The sequence below is a fragment of the Parachlamydiales bacterium genome (genome assembly GCA_041671045.1).
In the GTDB taxonomy this organism is placed as follows: domain Bacteria; phylum Chlamydiota; class Chlamydiia; order Chlamydiales; family JABDDJ01; genus JABDDJ01.
The window spans coordinates 88,057-104,031 of the sequence record JBAZCF010000006.1 but is presented as its reverse complement, the minus strand read 5'-3'; the positions used below and the strand labels follow the sequence as shown (position 1 = coordinate 104,031).

General features: G+C 43.7%; 15 protein-coding genes and 1 tRNA gene. 11 read left to right on the top strand and 5 right to left on the bottom strand.

The features are described from left to right. Positions 1–15: 15 nt before the first annotated feature. Positions 16–1,419 (top strand): asparagine--tRNA ligase, encoded by a 1,404-nt coding sequence (gene asnS, locus WC222_08090; GenBank protein ID MFA6916342.1) that lies wholly within the window; start codon positions 16–18, stop codon positions 1,417–1,419. Positions 1,420–1,607: 188 nt separating this feature from the next. Here asnS and WC222_08085 read toward each other — a convergent pair whose 3' ends face one another. Both WC222_08085 and pseB read right to left on the bottom strand, forming a co-directional pair. Further along, positions 1,608–2,603, bottom strand: a complete 996-nt coding sequence (locus WC222_08085) for a glutamyl-tRNA reductase (protein ID MFA6916341.1) — start codon at positions 2,601–2,603, stop codon at positions 1,608–1,610. A gap of 126 nt (positions 2,604–2,729) precedes the next feature. Further along, positions 2,730–3,743 (bottom strand): UDP-N-acetylglucosamine 4,6-dehydratase (inverting), encoded by a 1,014-nt coding sequence (gene pseB, locus WC222_08080; protein MFA6916340.1) that lies wholly within the window; start codon positions 3,741–3,743, stop codon positions 2,730–2,732. Between the two features lie 72 nt (positions 3,744–3,815). Between pseB and WC222_08075 the strand changes: the two genes are divergently transcribed. The 10 genes from WC222_08075 to mutY all read left to right on the top strand — a co-directional run bounded on the left by WC222_08075 (position 3,816) and on the right by mutY (position 12,240). Then, on the top strand, positions 3,816–5,627 hold the full coding sequence (locus WC222_08075; protein ID MFA6916339.1) for a DNA topoisomerase IV subunit B: 1,812 nt from the start codon (positions 3,816–3,818) through the stop codon (positions 5,625–5,627). Then, complete coding sequence (locus tag WC222_08070) at positions 5,627–7,543, top strand: DNA topoisomerase IV subunit A (GenBank protein MFA6916338.1); 1,917 nt, start codon at positions 5,627–5,629, stop codon at positions 7,541–7,543. Before WC222_08075 ends, WC222_08070 begins: the two co-directional genes overlap by 1 nt. Then, entirely contained in the window at positions 7,540–7,971 is a 432-nt protein-coding gene (locus WC222_08065) for a RecX family transcriptional regulator (protein ID MFA6916337.1), read from the top strand. Before WC222_08070 ends, WC222_08065 begins: the two co-directional genes overlap by 4 nt. A 153-nt stretch (positions 7,972–8,124) precedes the next feature. Then, the gene (locus tag WC222_08060) at positions 8,125–8,403 is read left to right on the top strand and encodes a hypothetical protein (protein ID MFA6916336.1); all 279 of its coding nucleotides are present in this window, start codon (positions 8,125–8,127) and stop codon (positions 8,401–8,403) included. 15 nt (positions 8,404–8,418) lie between these two features. Further along, positions 8,419–8,724 (top strand): hypothetical protein, encoded by a 306-nt coding sequence (locus tag WC222_08055; protein MFA6916335.1) that lies wholly within the window; start codon positions 8,419–8,421, stop codon positions 8,722–8,724. 11 nt (positions 8,725–8,735) lie between these two features. Further along, entirely contained in the window at positions 8,736–9,653 is a 918-nt protein-coding gene (locus WC222_08050) for an RluA family pseudouridine synthase (protein ID MFA6916334.1), read from the top strand. Positions 9,654–9,655: 2 nt separating this feature from the next. Next, positions 9,656–10,120 carry a D-aminoacyl-tRNA deacylase gene (dtd, locus tag WC222_08045; protein ID MFA6916333.1) on the top strand — a complete coding sequence of 155 codons (465 nt, stop codon included), beginning with the start codon at positions 9,656–9,658 and terminating at the stop codon, positions 10,118–10,120. Between the two features lie 120 nt (positions 10,121–10,240). Then, a complete protein-coding gene (locus WC222_08040) occupies positions 10,241–10,480 on the top strand; it encodes a KH domain-containing protein (GenBank protein MFA6916332.1) in 240 nt (79 codons plus the stop codon). A gap of 193 nt (positions 10,481–10,673) precedes the next feature. Then, the gene (locus tag WC222_08035) at positions 10,674–11,204 is read left to right on the top strand and encodes a hypothetical protein (GenBank protein ID MFA6916331.1); all 531 of its coding nucleotides are present in this window, start codon (positions 10,674–10,676) and stop codon (positions 11,202–11,204) included. 1 nt (position 11,205) lies between these two features. Continuing rightward, positions 11,206–12,240, top strand: a complete 1,035-nt coding sequence (mutY, locus tag WC222_08030) for an A/G-specific adenine glycosylase (GenBank protein ID MFA6916330.1) — start codon at positions 11,206–11,208, stop codon at positions 12,238–12,240. Between the two features lie 24 nt (positions 12,241–12,264). Here mutY and WC222_08025 read toward each other — a convergent pair whose 3' ends face one another. The 3 genes from WC222_08025 to WC222_08015 form a co-directional block, all read right to left on the bottom strand. Continuing rightward, positions 12,265–14,934 carry a hypothetical protein gene (locus tag WC222_08025; GenBank protein MFA6916329.1) on the bottom strand — a complete coding sequence of 890 codons (2,670 nt, stop codon included), beginning with the start codon at positions 14,932–14,934 and terminating at the stop codon, positions 12,265–12,267. Positions 14,935–14,954: 20 nt separating this feature from the next. Then, positions 14,955–15,027: transfer RNA gene (locus WC222_08020), tRNA-Arg, on the bottom strand. 34 nt (positions 15,028–15,061) lie between these two features. Continuing rightward, entirely contained in the window at positions 15,062–15,973 is a 912-nt protein-coding gene (locus WC222_08015) for a glycosyltransferase (GenBank protein MFA6916328.1), read from the bottom strand. Between the last annotated feature and the right edge of the window lie 2 nt (positions 15,974–15,975).

Sequence of the window (15,975 nt, the reverse complement as noted above, 5' to 3'; positions counted from 1 at the left end):
ATAGGAAAAAAATATATGCGTACAAGAATTGTTGATTTAAAAAACCCTAGAAAGCCCCTAGAAGAACTTATAGGTAAGACAATCACTGTCAAAGGCTGGGTCCGCACCGTCCGTAATCAGAAAACTTTCAGCTTTGTGGAGATGAACGACGGCTCCACTTTAACCAACTTCCAAGTCATTGCCGAACCTACAATGGCGCACTACGACAGCCTCATCGCAAGCTTGTCGACAGGAACTTCCATTGCCGTCACAGGACAAATAGTTGAAAGCCCCGGGAAAAACCAAGCTCTGGAATTAAAAGCCGATAAAATTGAGATCCTAGGCAAATGCGATCCCGAAAGCTATCCTCTCCAAAAGAAAAGACATACTTTTGAATTCCTGCGCTCTATCGCTCACCTTCGCCCAAGAACAAATACTCTTGGTGCTGTAGCACGTGTGCGCAATGCCCTTGCGTTCGCTACGCATAAGTTTTTCCAGGAGAGGGGATTCCTCTATATCCATACTCCAATCATCACAGGGGCCGACTGCGAAGGCGCCGGCGAAATGTTCCGTGTCACTACCCTCGACTTGGAAAAGCTTCCTCGTGGCGAAGATGGCAAGGTAGACTCCTCCCAAGACTTCTTTGGCAAGCCTACGTTCTTAACAGTATCCGGACAGCTCAACGGCGAGATCTATGCTTCGGCACTCTCCGATATCTATACTTTCGGACCCACCTTCCGCGCAGAAAACTCCAATACCTCTCGCCACCTGGCTGAATTTTGGATGATTGAACCTGAAATGGCTTTCGCAGAATTAGAAGACAATATGGAATGCGCAGAAGCCTATATCAAGTACCTCATCAATTATGTCATGCAGCATAATGCCGAAGATATGCACTTCTTCGACAAATATGTCTCCCATGGTCTTGTTGAAAGGTTGACGCTCGTTCAAAAGACTCCCTTCGAACACGCAACCTACACATACGCCGTCCGCATTCTCGAGAAATCAGGCAAGACTTTCCAATACCCTGTCAAATGGGGCATTGACCTGCAAACTGAGCATGAACGCTTCCTTACAGAAGAGCATTTCGGTAAGCCCGTCATTATCACCGACTATCCCAAAGATATTAAAGCCTTTTACATGCGTATGAATGAAGATAACAAAACCGTGCGTGCTATGGACGTACTCGTTCCACGCGTCGGCGAAATTATCGGCGGCAGCCAAAGGGAAGAAAGGCTGGACTATCTGAAGGAACGTATGCACGACCTTAAAATGCATGAAGAAGATTACTGGTGGTATTTGGAACTCCGTAAATATGGAAGCATTCCTCATAGCGGTTTTGGTGCAGGTTTTGAACGTCTTGTACAGTTTATTACCGGCATGGATAATATCCGCGATGTTATCCCATTCCCCCGTTATCCCGGAAATGCTGACTTTTAGAATTAACCTTACATCTTATCTTTATGAAGAACGGCAAACTAATGCCGTTCTTCTTTCTCTAATTTACTATAATATTTATCCCACTTTTCTGACTGATCTATTAATAAAAATTATTTAAACTGTTGATTAATAATAAATTATAGCTTATCTAATGTTCATGGATATTAATTGTGTGTTTTTGAGATCTATTATGCATAGGCAAGCTGGCGACGCACATGATCGCGGCGCTGCCAATTCTTTAAATGGCAGAGGGTAGCATTGCCGACAAGCTTCTCTGCTTGTATGACTGCGTTTCCAAGATGCGATTGCTGTTTTCGGACCATTGCTTGCAACTGATCAATATCAAAGAGTAATCCTAATTCTGCCATCTCGGGTGCAATATTTCTAGGAACGGACAAATCAAAGAAAAGACGTGTTGCAATCCCTGGAGTTCTGCCCTGGATAAGGGGAGTAGGGGACTTAGTGGCACAGCAAACGACATCAGAATGACTCCACATATGACGTTCTTCCCAAGGGAGATAAGAAATTTCAGATTGGGAAGCAATTTCCTGTGCTTTGCTGTCGGTGCGGTTGCAAATCCATAACTCGCCATATTCTCTGCGTTTAATATAGTTTAACGCCTTGACGTTTACTTGGGATGCACCGATGAATAGGATTTTGGGACTTTCTTTAAATTGTTCAGTGCAAAGTCGCCACATCAATTGTTCTAATGAAGTATTTGAAAATTGGTTCAGCAGCGTATGACGCGCTTGTTTTGCGATTTGCAGCGACTTTTGGAAAACAAAATGGAGTTCAGGCGGCAGAGAGGATTTTCCTGTAGCATGCTCATAACTCAACTTCACTTGGCCCTGGATCTCAGTTTCCGCAAGTATGGCGCTATCCAATCCCGCTGTAACCCGCGTTAGATGATAGAAACAGTCATAACCGAAGAAAGAGTAGATTTTCTGCTCGAAGTCGCTTTCTACTTCTTCCCGTAAAAGGGATAAAATATAGGAGTGTGCTTGGGCCGGATCTTCCGAAGCAAAATAAACTTCCGTGCGGTTGCAGGTAGATAATAACAGGAAAGCATGTCCGGCATGCACGATCTTCTCTGATCCGAAATACTTATTACACGCTGCTGCAATAGCTTCGCGCAAGCTTAGGGATGCTAACTTATGGTTAATGCCGAGTACGCCAACACGCATGCGTGGTCCTAGTGCCGTGATGTGGAAAATACTTTATATCAAAATAAATGTTTTATACCCAAATGAGTTTTGTGAAAATATTCGTAAAGCATCCGAGCAGGACTTTACGAATATTTTTTAAGTGGTTCAATGGATAAGTTTGCGCAAAGATTCCACATTCAACCACTTATCATTGGTATTGGAAGCATAATTAAATCCTTCAGGTACCCACTGGGTCTCTTTACCTTTCTGAAATCTTTTAATATATTCATTATCATTAGCGCGGGTGGCAGGTAAAATGGCATAATAGTCCCCGCAATCGAGCGTATTAGGGGCGTTTTCGGGGGTGATCATCACTTCATGGAGTTTCTCACCTGGACGTACCCCAATGATGTCATGAGGCAGCTTAGGCGCAATAGTCTGTGCAAGATCCACAATACGCATGCTTGGAATTTTCGGGACGAAGATTTCTCCGCCCACAAGGTATTTAAAGCAATTCAACACGAAATGCGCTGCCTGCTCTATGGAGATCCAAAAACGGGTCATCCGCATATCTGTGATAGGTAGGCTGGTTGCCCCGTCTGCCACCATTTTTTGCCAGAGAGGGATAATGCTTCCGCGGCTTCCTAACACATTACCATAGCGTACAACGCTTAGCTTTGGTTCCATTTGACGGCCGACATAGGAGTTGCCCGCGACGAAAAGCTTATCGGAGCATAACTTTGTCGCTCCATAAAGGTTAACAGGGTTGACGGCCTTATCTGTGGAAAGGGCCATCACAGCACGTACGCGGCAGTCTATAGCCGCATTGATCACATTTACTGCCCCGTCGATATTCGTTCTAACGAATTCCGTGGGATTATACTCTGCCGCAGGAACTTGCTTCAAAGCTGCGGCGTGTATCACGTAGTCCACTTCATTGAAGGCACGGACAAGCCGTTGCGGATCACGTACGTCGCCTAGAAAATAGCGCATCGCTTTATGGTTGAAGAGAGGCTCGCTTGCGCGCATCTCGGATTGCTTCCATTCATCCCTGCTAAAAACAATTACCTTAAGGGGATTTGCTTCGGTAAGAAGGATTTTTGCGAGCTGCCGTCCTAAACTTCCTGTTCCTCCCGTGATTAGGATGGATTTATCCCTTAAGAATTCATAATTTGACATGATTGACCTCGTAAGACTAGATTTCCTAATCCTAATGTATTATCTTTCACAGCGCAACAAGACAAAAAAATTATGAAAGATTACGACGAAACAACCATACAGACGCTCGCTCCCCTAGAGCATATAAGATTGCGTTCCGGAATGTACATCGGCCGTTTAGGCGATGGATCCAATCCGGATGACGGGATTTATGTCATGCTGAAAGAAGTGATAGATAACAGTGTAGATGAGTTTATCATGGGCAATGGCAAAAAGATTGAGATCAACTTGGATTTTGCACAAAGTTTAGTCCAAGTGCGCGATTTCGGACGGGGCATTCCTCTAGGCAAAGTGATCGATTGCGTTAGCCAGATCAATACAGGCGCTAAATACAATGACGACGTTTTCCAATTTTCCGTCGGTTTGAACGGTGTAGGTACTAAAGCAGTCAATGCCTTGTCCAGCCATTTCATTGTGCGCAGCTTCCGTGAGGGGAAAATGGTGGAAGCTGTTTTCAGCCGCGGTAAATTGCTCAATAAAAAGGAACAAAAGTCGCAAGAGCCGACGGGGACTTATGTTGAGTTTATTCCCGATATCGAGATCTTTCATAAATTTGCTTATCAAGATGAAAATATACGCCGTAGAATGTGGCATTATGCCTATTTGAATACGGGATTGACTTTGGTTTATAATGGTGAGGATATTGCGTCTGAAAATGGCCTTTTGGACTTGTTAAATGAAGAAGTGGGCGAGGAAGAGCGTTTATATGAACCCCTGCATTACCGCGGCAAAACTGTGGAATTCGCTTTTCTCCATACTCAGAGCTATGGCGAGAATTACTACTCATTTGTCAATGGACAATATACTTCCGATGGGGGAACCCACCTTTCCGCCTATCGCGAGGGTTTACTTAAAGGCGTCAATGAATTTGCCCAGAAAAACTTCCAAGGTGTCGATCTACGCGAAGGGATTGTAGGCACTATTTTGGTCAAAGTTAAAGACCCTGTCTTCGAATCGCAGACCAAAAACAAGCTAGGCAATACCGAGATCCGCGTCCCTTTAGTCCAGGAAATCAAAACCGCCGTTTGCGACCTCCTATACAAAAACCCTATAGTCGCCAAACGTTTAATTGAAAGGATCGCTTTTAACGAACAGCTGCGTAAAGAACTGGCAGCAGTTAAAAAAGAAGCTAAGGAAAAACAGAAGAAAATTTCGTTCAAAATTCCCAAGCTGCGCGATTGCAAATACCATCACCAAGATAAATCGGGCCGAGGCGATCAAACAATGATTTTCCTCACGGAAGGGGATAGTGCCAGCGCATCCATCGTGGCCTCAAGAGATCCGATGACACAAGCTGTCTTCTCTCTAAGGGGAAAGCCGCTCAATGTTTTCGGCATGAAATTGGACCAGCTCTATAAGAACGAAGAGATGTATAATTTAATGAGCGCGCTCAATATTGAGGAAGACCTCTCTAACTTGCGTTACAATAAAGTCGTTCTAGCAACCGATGCCGATGTGGACGGAATGCATATACGTAACCTGCTCATCACCTTCTTCCTGACGTATTTTGATGGACTGGTCCTCAATAACCACCTCTATATTCTAGAAACCCCTTCCTTCAAAGTACGCAATAAAGAAAAAACAATTTATTGCTACAGCGATCAGGAAAAGGAAAAAGCGATCAAGGTTTTGAAAAAGGGTATCGAAATTACCCGCTTTAAAGGTCTGGGAGAGATTTCTCCTCAAGAATTCAAACGCTTCATCGCCGATGATATCCGCCTTATCCCAGTCACAGTCAACCACCTCGGCGACATCAAGCCTACGCTGCAATTTTACATGGGGAAAAATACTCCCCAACGCAGACAATTTATTATGGATAACCTGATTAGCGAAGAAGAACTCTGATGGAAGACCTTAAACAACTCATGAAGCGCCATTACCTTAAGTACGCTTCCTACGTTATTTTAGAAAGGGCCGTACCAAAGATTGAAGACGGCCTCAAGCCGGTGCAAAGGCGGATCCTGCACGCATTGATGATGATGAATGATGGCAAACTCCATAAAGTCGCCAATGTGGTTGGCCAGACAATGGCTTACCATCCCCACGGAGATGCTCCGATCTATGAAGCCTTAGTCAATCTGTCCAACAAAGGTTACATGCTAGACCAGCAAGGGAATTTTGGTAACATTTATACCGGTGATCCTGCTGCAGCTGCCCGCTACATCGAAACACGCCTTTCACAACTCGCCCTCCATACATTATTCAATCCGGACCTTACAGCTACCGTCCCCTCCTATGATGGCAGACACCAGGAACCTGTTGCATTGCCTGCAAAAATTCCTCTCCTATTAATGCAAGGTGCCGAAGGTATCGCTGTCGGTATGTCTACACAGATTCTACCCCACAACTTCACAGAGTTGCTGAAAGCCCAGATAGATATTCTCAATAATAAAAACGTCACATTAGTTCCTGACTTTCCTACCGGCGGGATTATGGACGCGGGTAATTACAATAACGGCAAAGGAAAAGTACGTCTGCGCGTACGCTTAGAGATAAAAGACCCTAAAACAATTGTCATTACCGATATTTGCTACGGAACCACTACGGAATCCCTCATCCGCTCTATCGATGAGGCTGCTAAAAAGGGCAAAGTTAAGCTGGAAGCGATCAATGACTATACAGCAGAAAAGGTAGAGGTCGAGATTAAGCTCCCGAGAGGCCACTATGCTGAAGAAGTCCTTGAAGCTCTATATCACTATACTGAGTGCGAAGTAACCCTCCATCCCCAAATGCTTTTGATCAAGGATAATATGCCTTGTGAAATGGATGTAGAGGAGATACTGCGCTATAACACGGAAAAGCTTGAAGGTTACCTGAAGCGCGAGCTGGAAATAGAAAGAGATGCCCTCATCGAGAAGATCTTCAACCGCACCCTAGAGCAGATATTCATCGAAGAGCGCATGTATAAGCACATTGAAGAAAAGACAACTTTGGAGAGTATCCATGAGGTGTTGCGTACTAAGCTTGAGCCCTTCCATTCCCAATTGACACGCATTCCAGAGCACGAAGATAGAGAGCGTCTGCTGAACATTCCTATCAGGCGCATCTCACGTTATGATAGCCGTCAGAATGAGGAAGATATCAAATCCTATCGCAAAGAAGTCTCTCAAATTGAGAAAAGCCTCAAAAATGTTGTAGCATTCACTATCCATTATATTGAAGGCCTTATCGAGAAGTATGGAAAGCTTTTTCCTCGTAAAACTGAAGTACAAGCTTTAGTACAGATCGATAAACGTGCTGTAGAAACCCAAGCCGTTAAGGTCTACTACGATGCACAAGCAGGATTTGTCGGAACCAAAGTAGCTTCCGGCCATCTCATTGAATGTACCAACTTTGATAAACTCCTGTTTATCTTCAAGGATGGCTCCTATCAAGTGATGAATCTACCCGAAAAAAACTATATCCACCAAGACGGCAAACAACCTGTATATGTCGGTATCGCTGACAAAAAAACGGTTTTCAATGTGCTTTACCGTTCCACTAAGACACGTATGGCGTTTGCAAAACGTTTTGTAGTCTCCCAATACATGTTGGATAAGCTTTATCTCTACCTCGAAGAGGATTCAGAACTCCTCTATTTAGGAACGGCACCCGGAACTGTCATTGATGTGCATTTTGTTCCTCTCGTCAGACAGAAAATCGGGATGGTCAACTTTGCTTTTGACGATGTTCTTATCAAAGGTGTTACAGCAAAAGGAATCCGAGTAGCTAACCGTGCTGTGAAAAAAATCGTTGCTCCTGCAACGAAGGAAGCTAAATGAACGATGAAGACCAGTATTCTTTCGCAAAAAAACAAGCCGTCCGCAAGTTAACTCGTCAAAGTCAGTCGGGAAATAAACTACGCAAAGCCCTTATCGAAAAAGAAATTTCTGAAGAAGTCGTCGATCAAGTGATCAACGACTTCACAGCAGCCGGCTACATTAACGATGAAGAATATGCTATTCGATTGATTCATCGTGAAATGGAACGCTTCCGCGGGCCGCGTTGGATTAAACAAAAACTGTATGCCCAAGGCATTTCTTCCTCTTTGTCAGACAAACTCCTTACCGAACACTATCCTAGAGAAATACAGACGGAGAAAGCCAAAGCCCTCCTTGGAAAGAAAAAATGCGATCCTCGTAAACAATATGGATTGTTAGTCAGAAATGGATTTAATCCCGATGTCGTGTATGATTCGAATTACCAATGATCATTGACTGCTTACTTATTACCCACGATTGTGATCCCAAAATGTTAGTTTGAAATAAGATGCTGATTATTAGTTTGATAGTTTATCAATATTTAGTATAATAATAATTAGTAGAAGATAAAATTCTGTAAACTTACAGAAAAGTAGGTAAGTATGTCACAAGAAGCAGCAGCAGCCGCATCAGTGGCTCCCGGCGCTCAAACTGTTGAGGCAGACGCAACCACCGCAGCTAATGCAGTCAGTTCAAATGGTGGAACTAAAGAATCCGTAAGTGGATCAGATACATCATTCAGTAGCCTAGGGGAGCTGCGCAGAAAATACCCTAAATTATATGATCTGATGCTGCAAGGAAGTATGACAACTTTCTTCAAAAGACAAAATGATTCGAACGAACGCATAAAACAAGAAAACAAAAAACATCGCGATTCTTAACCTAGGATTTTTAGAATGCAATATGTCCAGATAGATATGTTTTTTGGCTTTCCGGTGGATGAACATTTTTCTGCCGCTTTGAAATCATTAGACCCCCGTATGATAGATTTATATGTTCAAGAGGGGGAAGCTTATCTCCAAAGTATTGAAAATGAAGGTAATAAGTACTTAGGTAAACCCGTAGGCCCTATTACTGAAACCTCCACGCTGGAACTTCTTCAGCTGAACATCTATAGCATTCTAAAAAAACTCGTTCCCAATTTCCCTTATGAAACCACACCTCTTCAACTTGTTCCTATTGTCCACTCTCTAGAAAAATAAAGGCTCCTATCTTGTTCCTCGATTCCTCCATAGATCTATTTACTGTAAGTGACGAATTGCATAATTTACGCTTGGATAAGCTGCTCGTCTTACAATATCCCTCTTTGCAGTCACGCACCTATTTTCAAAATCTCATTGAAAAAGGCTTTGTTTCCGTTAATGGGAAGCCTCAAACTAAAAAAAGGATCTTGATCCCCTCAGGCTCGGAAATCGAGGTCCAATTCGAAAATACTGCTCCTCCCGACCTGATTCCTGAGAACATCCCCCTTGAAATTCTTTTTGAAGATGATCACATCGTAGTTATCAATAAACCCGCCGGCATGGTCGTTCATCCCGCTCCTGGCAATTGGACTGGCACTTTTGTGAACGCTCTCCTGTTTCACTGTAACGTTCAGCAAGATGATTCCCTAAGACCTGGAATCGTACACCGCTTAGATAAAGATACTTCCGGCCTTTTGCTCGCAGCGAAAAATTTACCTGCGCAAAGAAAACTCATCGAAGCTTTTTCCTCACGTCAGATTTATAAAGAATATCTCGCCATTTGCAAAGGCAACCCTGGCAAAAGGGAGATAAATGAACCTATTGGGCGCCATCCCGTGCAAAGGCAACGAATGACTGTCCGACCTGAGGGCAAGCATGCCTTGACTCTCTTAAACACCTTGCATTCGCACCAAGGCATCAGTGTCGTTGCCGCAACGCTTCATACCGGCAGGACCCATCAAATCCGCGTACATTTCCAACATATTGGATGTCCGCTCATAGGCGATCCGCTCTATGGCGCCAATACCCAAGCTGCAAGACAAATGCTGCATGCCTGGAAACTTAGATTTAATCACCCTATCACAGGGCATCCTTTAAGCTTTGAAACACGCCCACCTATCGACATGCAAAATTTCCTATCCCGCCAATTACCCCAATACTGTTTTTAGTCATGCGTTTATTGATACAGCGTGTCAGCTCTGCAAGTGTAACGGTAGAAGGTGAGCGTGTCTCCGCAATTCAGAAGGGATTGCTTGTTCTTCTGGGGATTCATCGTGATGATACTGCCGCACCTATTCCATGGTTGATCAATAAATTACTTAACTTACGTATTTTCAATGATATGGAAGATAAAATGAATCTCTCCATCCAGGATGTAAAAGGCGAGATTCTACTTATAAGCCAATTCACTCTTTATGCCGACTGCTCTAGAGGAAGGCGCCCTGATTTTTTCCACGCTGCAGGGGGATCCCAAGCATTAACTCTCTACGAATTTTTCATTCAAGAATTGAAAAAAGCTCATTTTCCATCGGCGTTTGGAATATTCGGGGCCGACATGAAAGTTGAACTTAATAACGACGGACCCGTGACTGTTCTGGTAGAGAAGGGTCCTGATTATTCAGGGACAATAAGTTAAGATCAAAGAAGGAAAATTTTTTAAGTAGATAATTTATCTATTAATAAGATAACATAACAATTGAAGAAGAACTACTTCTTCATCTATCGAAAACAGACAATGTTAAACAAGGATCGAGCTATGAAAGAATTTGTAGCTTACATAGTAAAAAACCTAGTCGATCACCCAGACAAGGTAAAGATTAATGAAATTGGGGGGACTCAAACCCTGATCATCGAATTGTCAGTAGAGAAATCCGACATCGGTAAAATCATTGGCAAAAAAGGTAAAACAATTAACGCTATCCGTACTTTGTTAATGTCGGTTGCTAGTCGCAATGGCATTCGAGTTAGCTTGGAAATCTTGGAAGACGAGCATTGAAAAGCTAAAGTATAGGTAGTTTTAAGATGAGCCACATTTCTAATTAGACGTACCGGATGGGGCGATAGCTCATACTTCGGTACGTTTTCTCCAAAATTTAGGATAATTCCCCTTACCCAAAAAATTGACGGAAAAGAGACTTAAAGAGAGACTCCAAAGTAGTTCTCTTTTACTCAGAATCAAGGATTAAATTATGGCCGCTTTAGTTAGGTCATTGTTAAGTTCAGTGAGAAATACTGTTGCAACATCTTGCCAAGTACTCTGTGATAGAGTGGGTGTAGATAAAGATATAGTGACGTTGATTAATGAGTTAGCCCAGGCAGGCTTTATCGGCTATATCGCTTATGAGGGTACATCAGAGTGTTTAGATGTTTATGACATCCAAAACTGGAATGTTAAAAATGTGATCCTTCTCACCGTAGCTACTGCGGGAGGAGTTTATAAATGTTTTCAGATACGCGTTCCTGGAAACTTAAAGCAGAAGAGTCTGGCCCTGATGTTGAACGCAGGCAGTTTTGTTCAAGGGCTGTTGTTAAGAAAAGCCGTTACAGATTGTTATAGTGATCTAACAAGCGAACGTGAAATGGGAATATGCTCAAAATATTGCATTTCAAATAACGTCCTTCCTTTAGGTTATATGGTTTTTGCCTCTCTGAGCATTGTAGTCGGCATGGAAAGGGAAATGAATGTGGATATTGAAAATGTGGATATTGAAGTAGTGTAAGTTGAGTAAAAACGCAGTAAAAAAACTTAGAAAATGGTTTCTAGACAATGCCCGCGATCTTCCGTGGCGTGGTAATCCTACACCTTATCAAGTGTGGGTGTCAGAGGTTATGCTGCAACAGACCCAAGTTTCCGTCGTTATCCCGTACTATCTCCTCTGGATGGAACGTTTTCCTGATGTCAAAAGTCTTGCAAAAGCACCTTTAGAAGAAGTTATTAAGACTTGGGAAGGTTTAGGCTATTATAGCCGCGCTAGGAATCTCCATGAAGGGGCAAAATACGTTTTAGAAAACTTTGAGGGCGAGCTTCCCTGTTGTCCGATAGCTTTAAGATCAATAAAAGGGCTGGGGCCCTATACAGTAGGGGCGATATTGAATTTTGCTTTCCATAAGAAAGCTGCCGCTATCGATGGCAACGTGCAAAGGGTGGTAGCCCGATATTATGGTATAGAGGAAGAAATTTCGAAAGCATCCACCCAAGCTCAGGTTTTGCGTGCTGTAGAGGAATTATTACCGGATGAAGATCCGTGGGTTATCTCGGAAGCCTTAATAGAACTGGGTGCGAAAGTCTGCACCCGTCAGCCTCTCTGCAGAGAATGTCCATTGCAAGAGAATTGCGTCGCTAGGCTCCAAAAAAAAACAGCTCTTATTCCAAAAAAGAAGGATAGGGCTGCTACTATCCCACTTCATCGTATCACAGGAATCGTTTGGGCTAATGATTCTATCCTGATTCGAAAAGTGCAGGAGGGAAAGATAATGGGGGGATTATATGAATTCCCTTACGTTCAAGTCGTCGACGTGCCTTCCACTGCCGACCCGTTGATAGAATGGTTGAATGCCCATGGTATGACGGTAGACCGGATCAATCCGTTGACAGTACAAAAACATGGATTCACAAATTACCAAGCCTGTCTTTATGCCTATCAAATAAGAGTACTTATTCAAAGCGACATAAAAGGCTATCTTTGGGTTAAGGTAGAGGATGTGCATACCCTTCCCTTTCCCTCAGGACACCGCAATCTCAAAAAATATCTTTAATTTAACTTTAAGCAGCGGCGATGGTTAAGCTATGGCGCGCGGAAGATAGGGTGTAATCATTGACTTGCGGGAGTTGATCGTCCCTGCATCATATTTAAGAATTGCCCAGGGCTTTAATTTTGCTGATGATTCAGGAAGTTTCTTTACAGGGATGTTAAGAAAGTGACGCCGGAAGATGTCTTCCACTTCATGGGAAAATTCTTCCTGTGGTGTAAGTTCCAACATAGGGTGGTTGTTTTGTAGCTCCGGCAATGTTTGGAATGCAAGTAAAAAACTTGAGAGGTGGTTGAAGGCTTGGCGAGTATTAGGTCCCCAGAACCAGAGTTCATCCTGATGAGAAGTGCTGCCGGGGCGGTCTTCATACACTTCAGCAGCGCTAGCAATAGTGCTGATCATAAATATATGCAAATCGATTTCCGGATGGTTAAAGGCAACGTCATAGGAGGAGGTGAGCCAATAATCCAAGATGGAATCGCGATATTTAAGGTAAGAAACAATATTGGAACTGAATATCTTAATCTGTCCGATCCTACAGCATTTGTTTTGTTCTTTGGTGTCAGCGAATAGCTCGGATGGCTTACCGTTGCCGCAGAGATATAGCTGTTCTTCAATGTCTTTCTCCTTAGACATAAAGATCTTACTATAAATAGAGAACATATCAGGGCTTTTGAGAATACGTTTTGCAGCCTGTCTGGCAAAAGATGCATCTTGCGGGATGTTGTCGAAATCGATGATTTCTGTTTCCTTACCCTCAACGATAGATTTCATGCGGTTTAAGATTTTAGCTACGCATTGCACATCACGCGGTGTGACCTTGTTGAGAAGATCCGTATCATCGCAAATTCCGTAAAGGAAAGTTAGATATTCAGCAAATTCACGCTGGGGGTGTACATAGAAGTCTGATCTATTGTGAAGGATGGAGGCTTTGCGTAGAAGGCGGCGTTGGAGGCGTATGTTTTTAACAGATTGCGGGGCTTTAGCGAGTTCAGCCAACTGGGCATCAATGTTTTTTTGCGTCATGCCGCCCAGGCTATATTGATTATTCAGTTCACAAGCAATCTCAGCGATGAGCACATTACTGGATTGCGCATCGCCTATGATTGCCATAGGTGTTGAAGGTGTGCTAAAGGCAGCGCGGTGATGGTCGATGACACTGATGATGGAAAGGTATGGTGCCATTCTAACCTCTTCAAAACTGCTGAAATCGCGTAAGGAGACTGTGCCTAACGTAGGTTTACGTAGATCGGTGGCCCAGATGACGCCGACGGGATACATTTTATCATTTTCATCTTCCACTAGCACTGTCAGAAAGTTATATGACTTCATCCGCATCCGGATTTCTTCCACATCGCTTTTTAAGGTGATGAATGGGTCCGGCGCATCTACGGAGACATGGCGTTTGATTGCTACTGCAGTATCCAGACGTTCCACATGCAATCTCATGCAATGGATAGCAATATCCAGCTGGATGATGACTCTTTCGATCAGATTAAGGATACCTGAGGTGTCATTGACAAGGTTGCCTTGAGTATCAAAGAGTGGAGAGAAGGTTAGATTATCCAACTCTTTTAGGAAGAGGCCGAATTCATAGACTTCAAAGGTATTCATCGCTTCGCTAAGATCGCGGAAAGAGGCTTTCAAACCTTGAGGAAGGTTTAAGACACGTGAAAGTAATTTATCAAGCGTTTCCTTCTGCTGTTCAGTGAACTCTTGGACGGGTTCAGACTGCTCGATGGTAGTATCGCAGAGGAGGTTGGCGAAGGCTTGTACTTGGTCGATGTGTAGTCCGGAAGTGGCAAATAGCGAGATCATCTTGATATGCAGATTATTTTCAAACCAGTGCAAGCATGATTTAAAGAGGACAGATACCTGTCTGACAGGTTCAACATCCGAACTGCGCCAATCTCCGATGAAGTGCCCGTTATCGTCCACCAACACTATTGCGTGTTCGTCCAGCCGGTGTTCGATAGTGTTGATGGAGTTCTCGCCTTTTTTGCGGAAAAAATTCTTTTGGTTGACAAGGTCCTGAGCGTTTAATGAGAGGGTCAGGGAAGTCCGTGCAAATACTTGGAAGAAATTTTCGCCCCAAAGGTCATTAAAGACACGTGTCATGGGAGAAGGCGGGGGGCCGCCCGGCAGGCACCACAGATGCTGTCCGGTACCGATCCCGGCAGAAAAAGCATCGTTCCAGCCCCAGAAAGAGGCAATGGTAGTATCCATATCGGGAGAAAGATGGGCAGTGACAAAATGCGTTCCGGGATAGATCGTTCCGCCGCCAATAGGGAATAGGGCTTGGTAAGCTTCTCTGGGCAGAAATTTTCCGGAAATTTTTGCTCTGATTTTATATTTCTCTTCTAGAGGAAGATCGTTGAAGTGATTAAGCCAAAATTCAAACAGATCAAAGGTATATGTTTCATTGAAGACTTTATCTTTGTTGATCCGTCCAATGAACCCTCCGACAGCGGTAAGTAAGTATGCGTCATGAGGAGCTTCTTGAAGTAAATTAAGCAGAATTTGATTTACTCTGCGAAATTGCCTGCGGCGGCACATCGACTTAAAAGCACGCGAATTGAATTCTTCAAAATACTTATCAAGAGAAGAAAAGGTGGAAAATAAAGGGACGTGCTCACCTATAAGCACATTTGATGGTAGTGCTTCCTTAGACTGCAGGGAAATGCTGGATTTTTTTCCCATAGCCGCTCCCATAGAGAATTCGGACTGAGTAGGACTCGAACCTACGACCACCCGCTTAGAAGGCGGGTGCTCTATCCACTGAGCTATCAGTCCATGCGAAGAATTATACAGTTACGCAGGGTTCTTTTCAACTTCTTTGCCAGAAACCCTTATATGCACTGAAGAACCTATTGTAGGAGGGGGGCATCCTATGTCCCCAACGACCGAGAGTATATCCCGTCCATTTGGTTAGGATGAGAAGAACGGCATAAGGTAGCGATTGCGGGGAATGCTGCCATGCATACTGCATCAATTTTTGCATATAAGCTTTTCCCTGAGCGTTATCGCTTTGGGTGCAGGCAATCACTTTATCAAAATTGTAGCGCGCGTAGCCCGTATCGAAGTGGCGTTGGAACTCTTCCTTTAGTCCATAACGATGGGAGTGATGCACTAGGGCATCCGCAGTATATGCTATTGCATGTCCTTGATGAAGCAGGCGTGCAGCAGCGAGGGTGTCTTCTCCTAGGAGGAGATGTTCAAATCCCCCGATTTCATCTAGAGCAGAATTCAAGTAGCATGAGAATGAGTTGGAGAAAAAATAGATTTTTTTGCCCTTCTTAGGTAAATCCTTCAAGGTGCGAAGTTCGCTCTCGGGAGGGTAGTTATACTGACGGTGGAAACTTTCAAAGATCTCTGCTCCGCTGTGAGGTAGTTGACGTGCATAAGATGCGGAGGCATTCCCTTCTAAAAGAGGTTGGACTAGTTTCCCTAGGACATACTCATCGCAGGCATAGGCGTCTTGCGTCACCATCACTACAATATCTGTATTTAAATGTTTGCGTCCCATTTCCCTAGTGGTGCCATGATTGAATTGGTGGCGTGGGATCACTAACGTTTCAGCCCCTAGTGACTTTGCGATAGAGACGCTTAGATCGGAGGAGGAAGAATCGATAACGAGAACACGAGGCTTTAAATCAGATTTAAGAAGTGGAGTAAGGCAAGAGTGAAGATGCTTTTCTCCGTTTAAAGTTAACACACAGATGCCGATAGTTTTGTTCATGG

Coding starts and splice junctions, on each gene's coding strand:
- asnS (MFA6916342.1), top strand. CDS start 16: ATGCGTACAAGAATTGTTGATTTAAAAAACCCTAGAAAGCCCCTAGAA.
- WC222_08085 (MFA6916341.1), bottom strand. CDS start 2,603: ATGCGTGTTGGCGTACTCGGCATTAACCATAAGTTAGCATCCCTAAGC.
- pseB (MFA6916340.1), bottom strand. CDS start 3,743: ATGTCAAATTATGAATTCTTAAGGGATAAATCCATCCTAATCACGGGA.
- WC222_08075 (MFA6916339.1), top strand. CDS start 3,816: ATGAAAGATTACGACGAAACAACCATACAGACGCTCGCTCCCCTAGAG.
- WC222_08070 (MFA6916338.1), top strand. CDS start 5,627: ATGGAAGACCTTAAACAACTCATGAAGCGCCATTACCTTAAGTACGCT.
- WC222_08065 (MFA6916337.1), top strand. CDS start 7,540: ATGAACGATGAAGACCAGTATTCTTTCGCAAAAAAACAAGCCGTCCGC.
- WC222_08060 (MFA6916336.1), top strand. CDS start 8,125: ATGTCACAAGAAGCAGCAGCAGCCGCATCAGTGGCTCCCGGCGCTCAA.
- WC222_08055 (MFA6916335.1), top strand. CDS start 8,419: ATGCAATATGTCCAGATAGATATGTTTTTTGGCTTTCCGGTGGATGAA.
- dtd (MFA6916333.1), top strand. CDS start 9,656: ATGCGTTTATTGATACAGCGTGTCAGCTCTGCAAGTGTAACGGTAGAA.
- WC222_08040 (MFA6916332.1), top strand. CDS start 10,241: ATGAAAGAATTTGTAGCTTACATAGTAAAAAACCTAGTCGATCACCCA.
- WC222_08035 (MFA6916331.1), top strand. CDS start 10,674: ATGGCCGCTTTAGTTAGGTCATTGTTAAGTTCAGTGAGAAATACTGTT.
- WC222_08025 (MFA6916329.1), bottom strand. CDS start 14,934: ATGGGAAAAAAATCCAGCATTTCCCTGCAGTCTAAGGAAGCACTACCA.
- WC222_08015 (MFA6916328.1), bottom strand. CDS start 15,973: ATGAACAAAACTATCGGCATCTGTGTGTTAACTTTAAACGGAGAAAAG.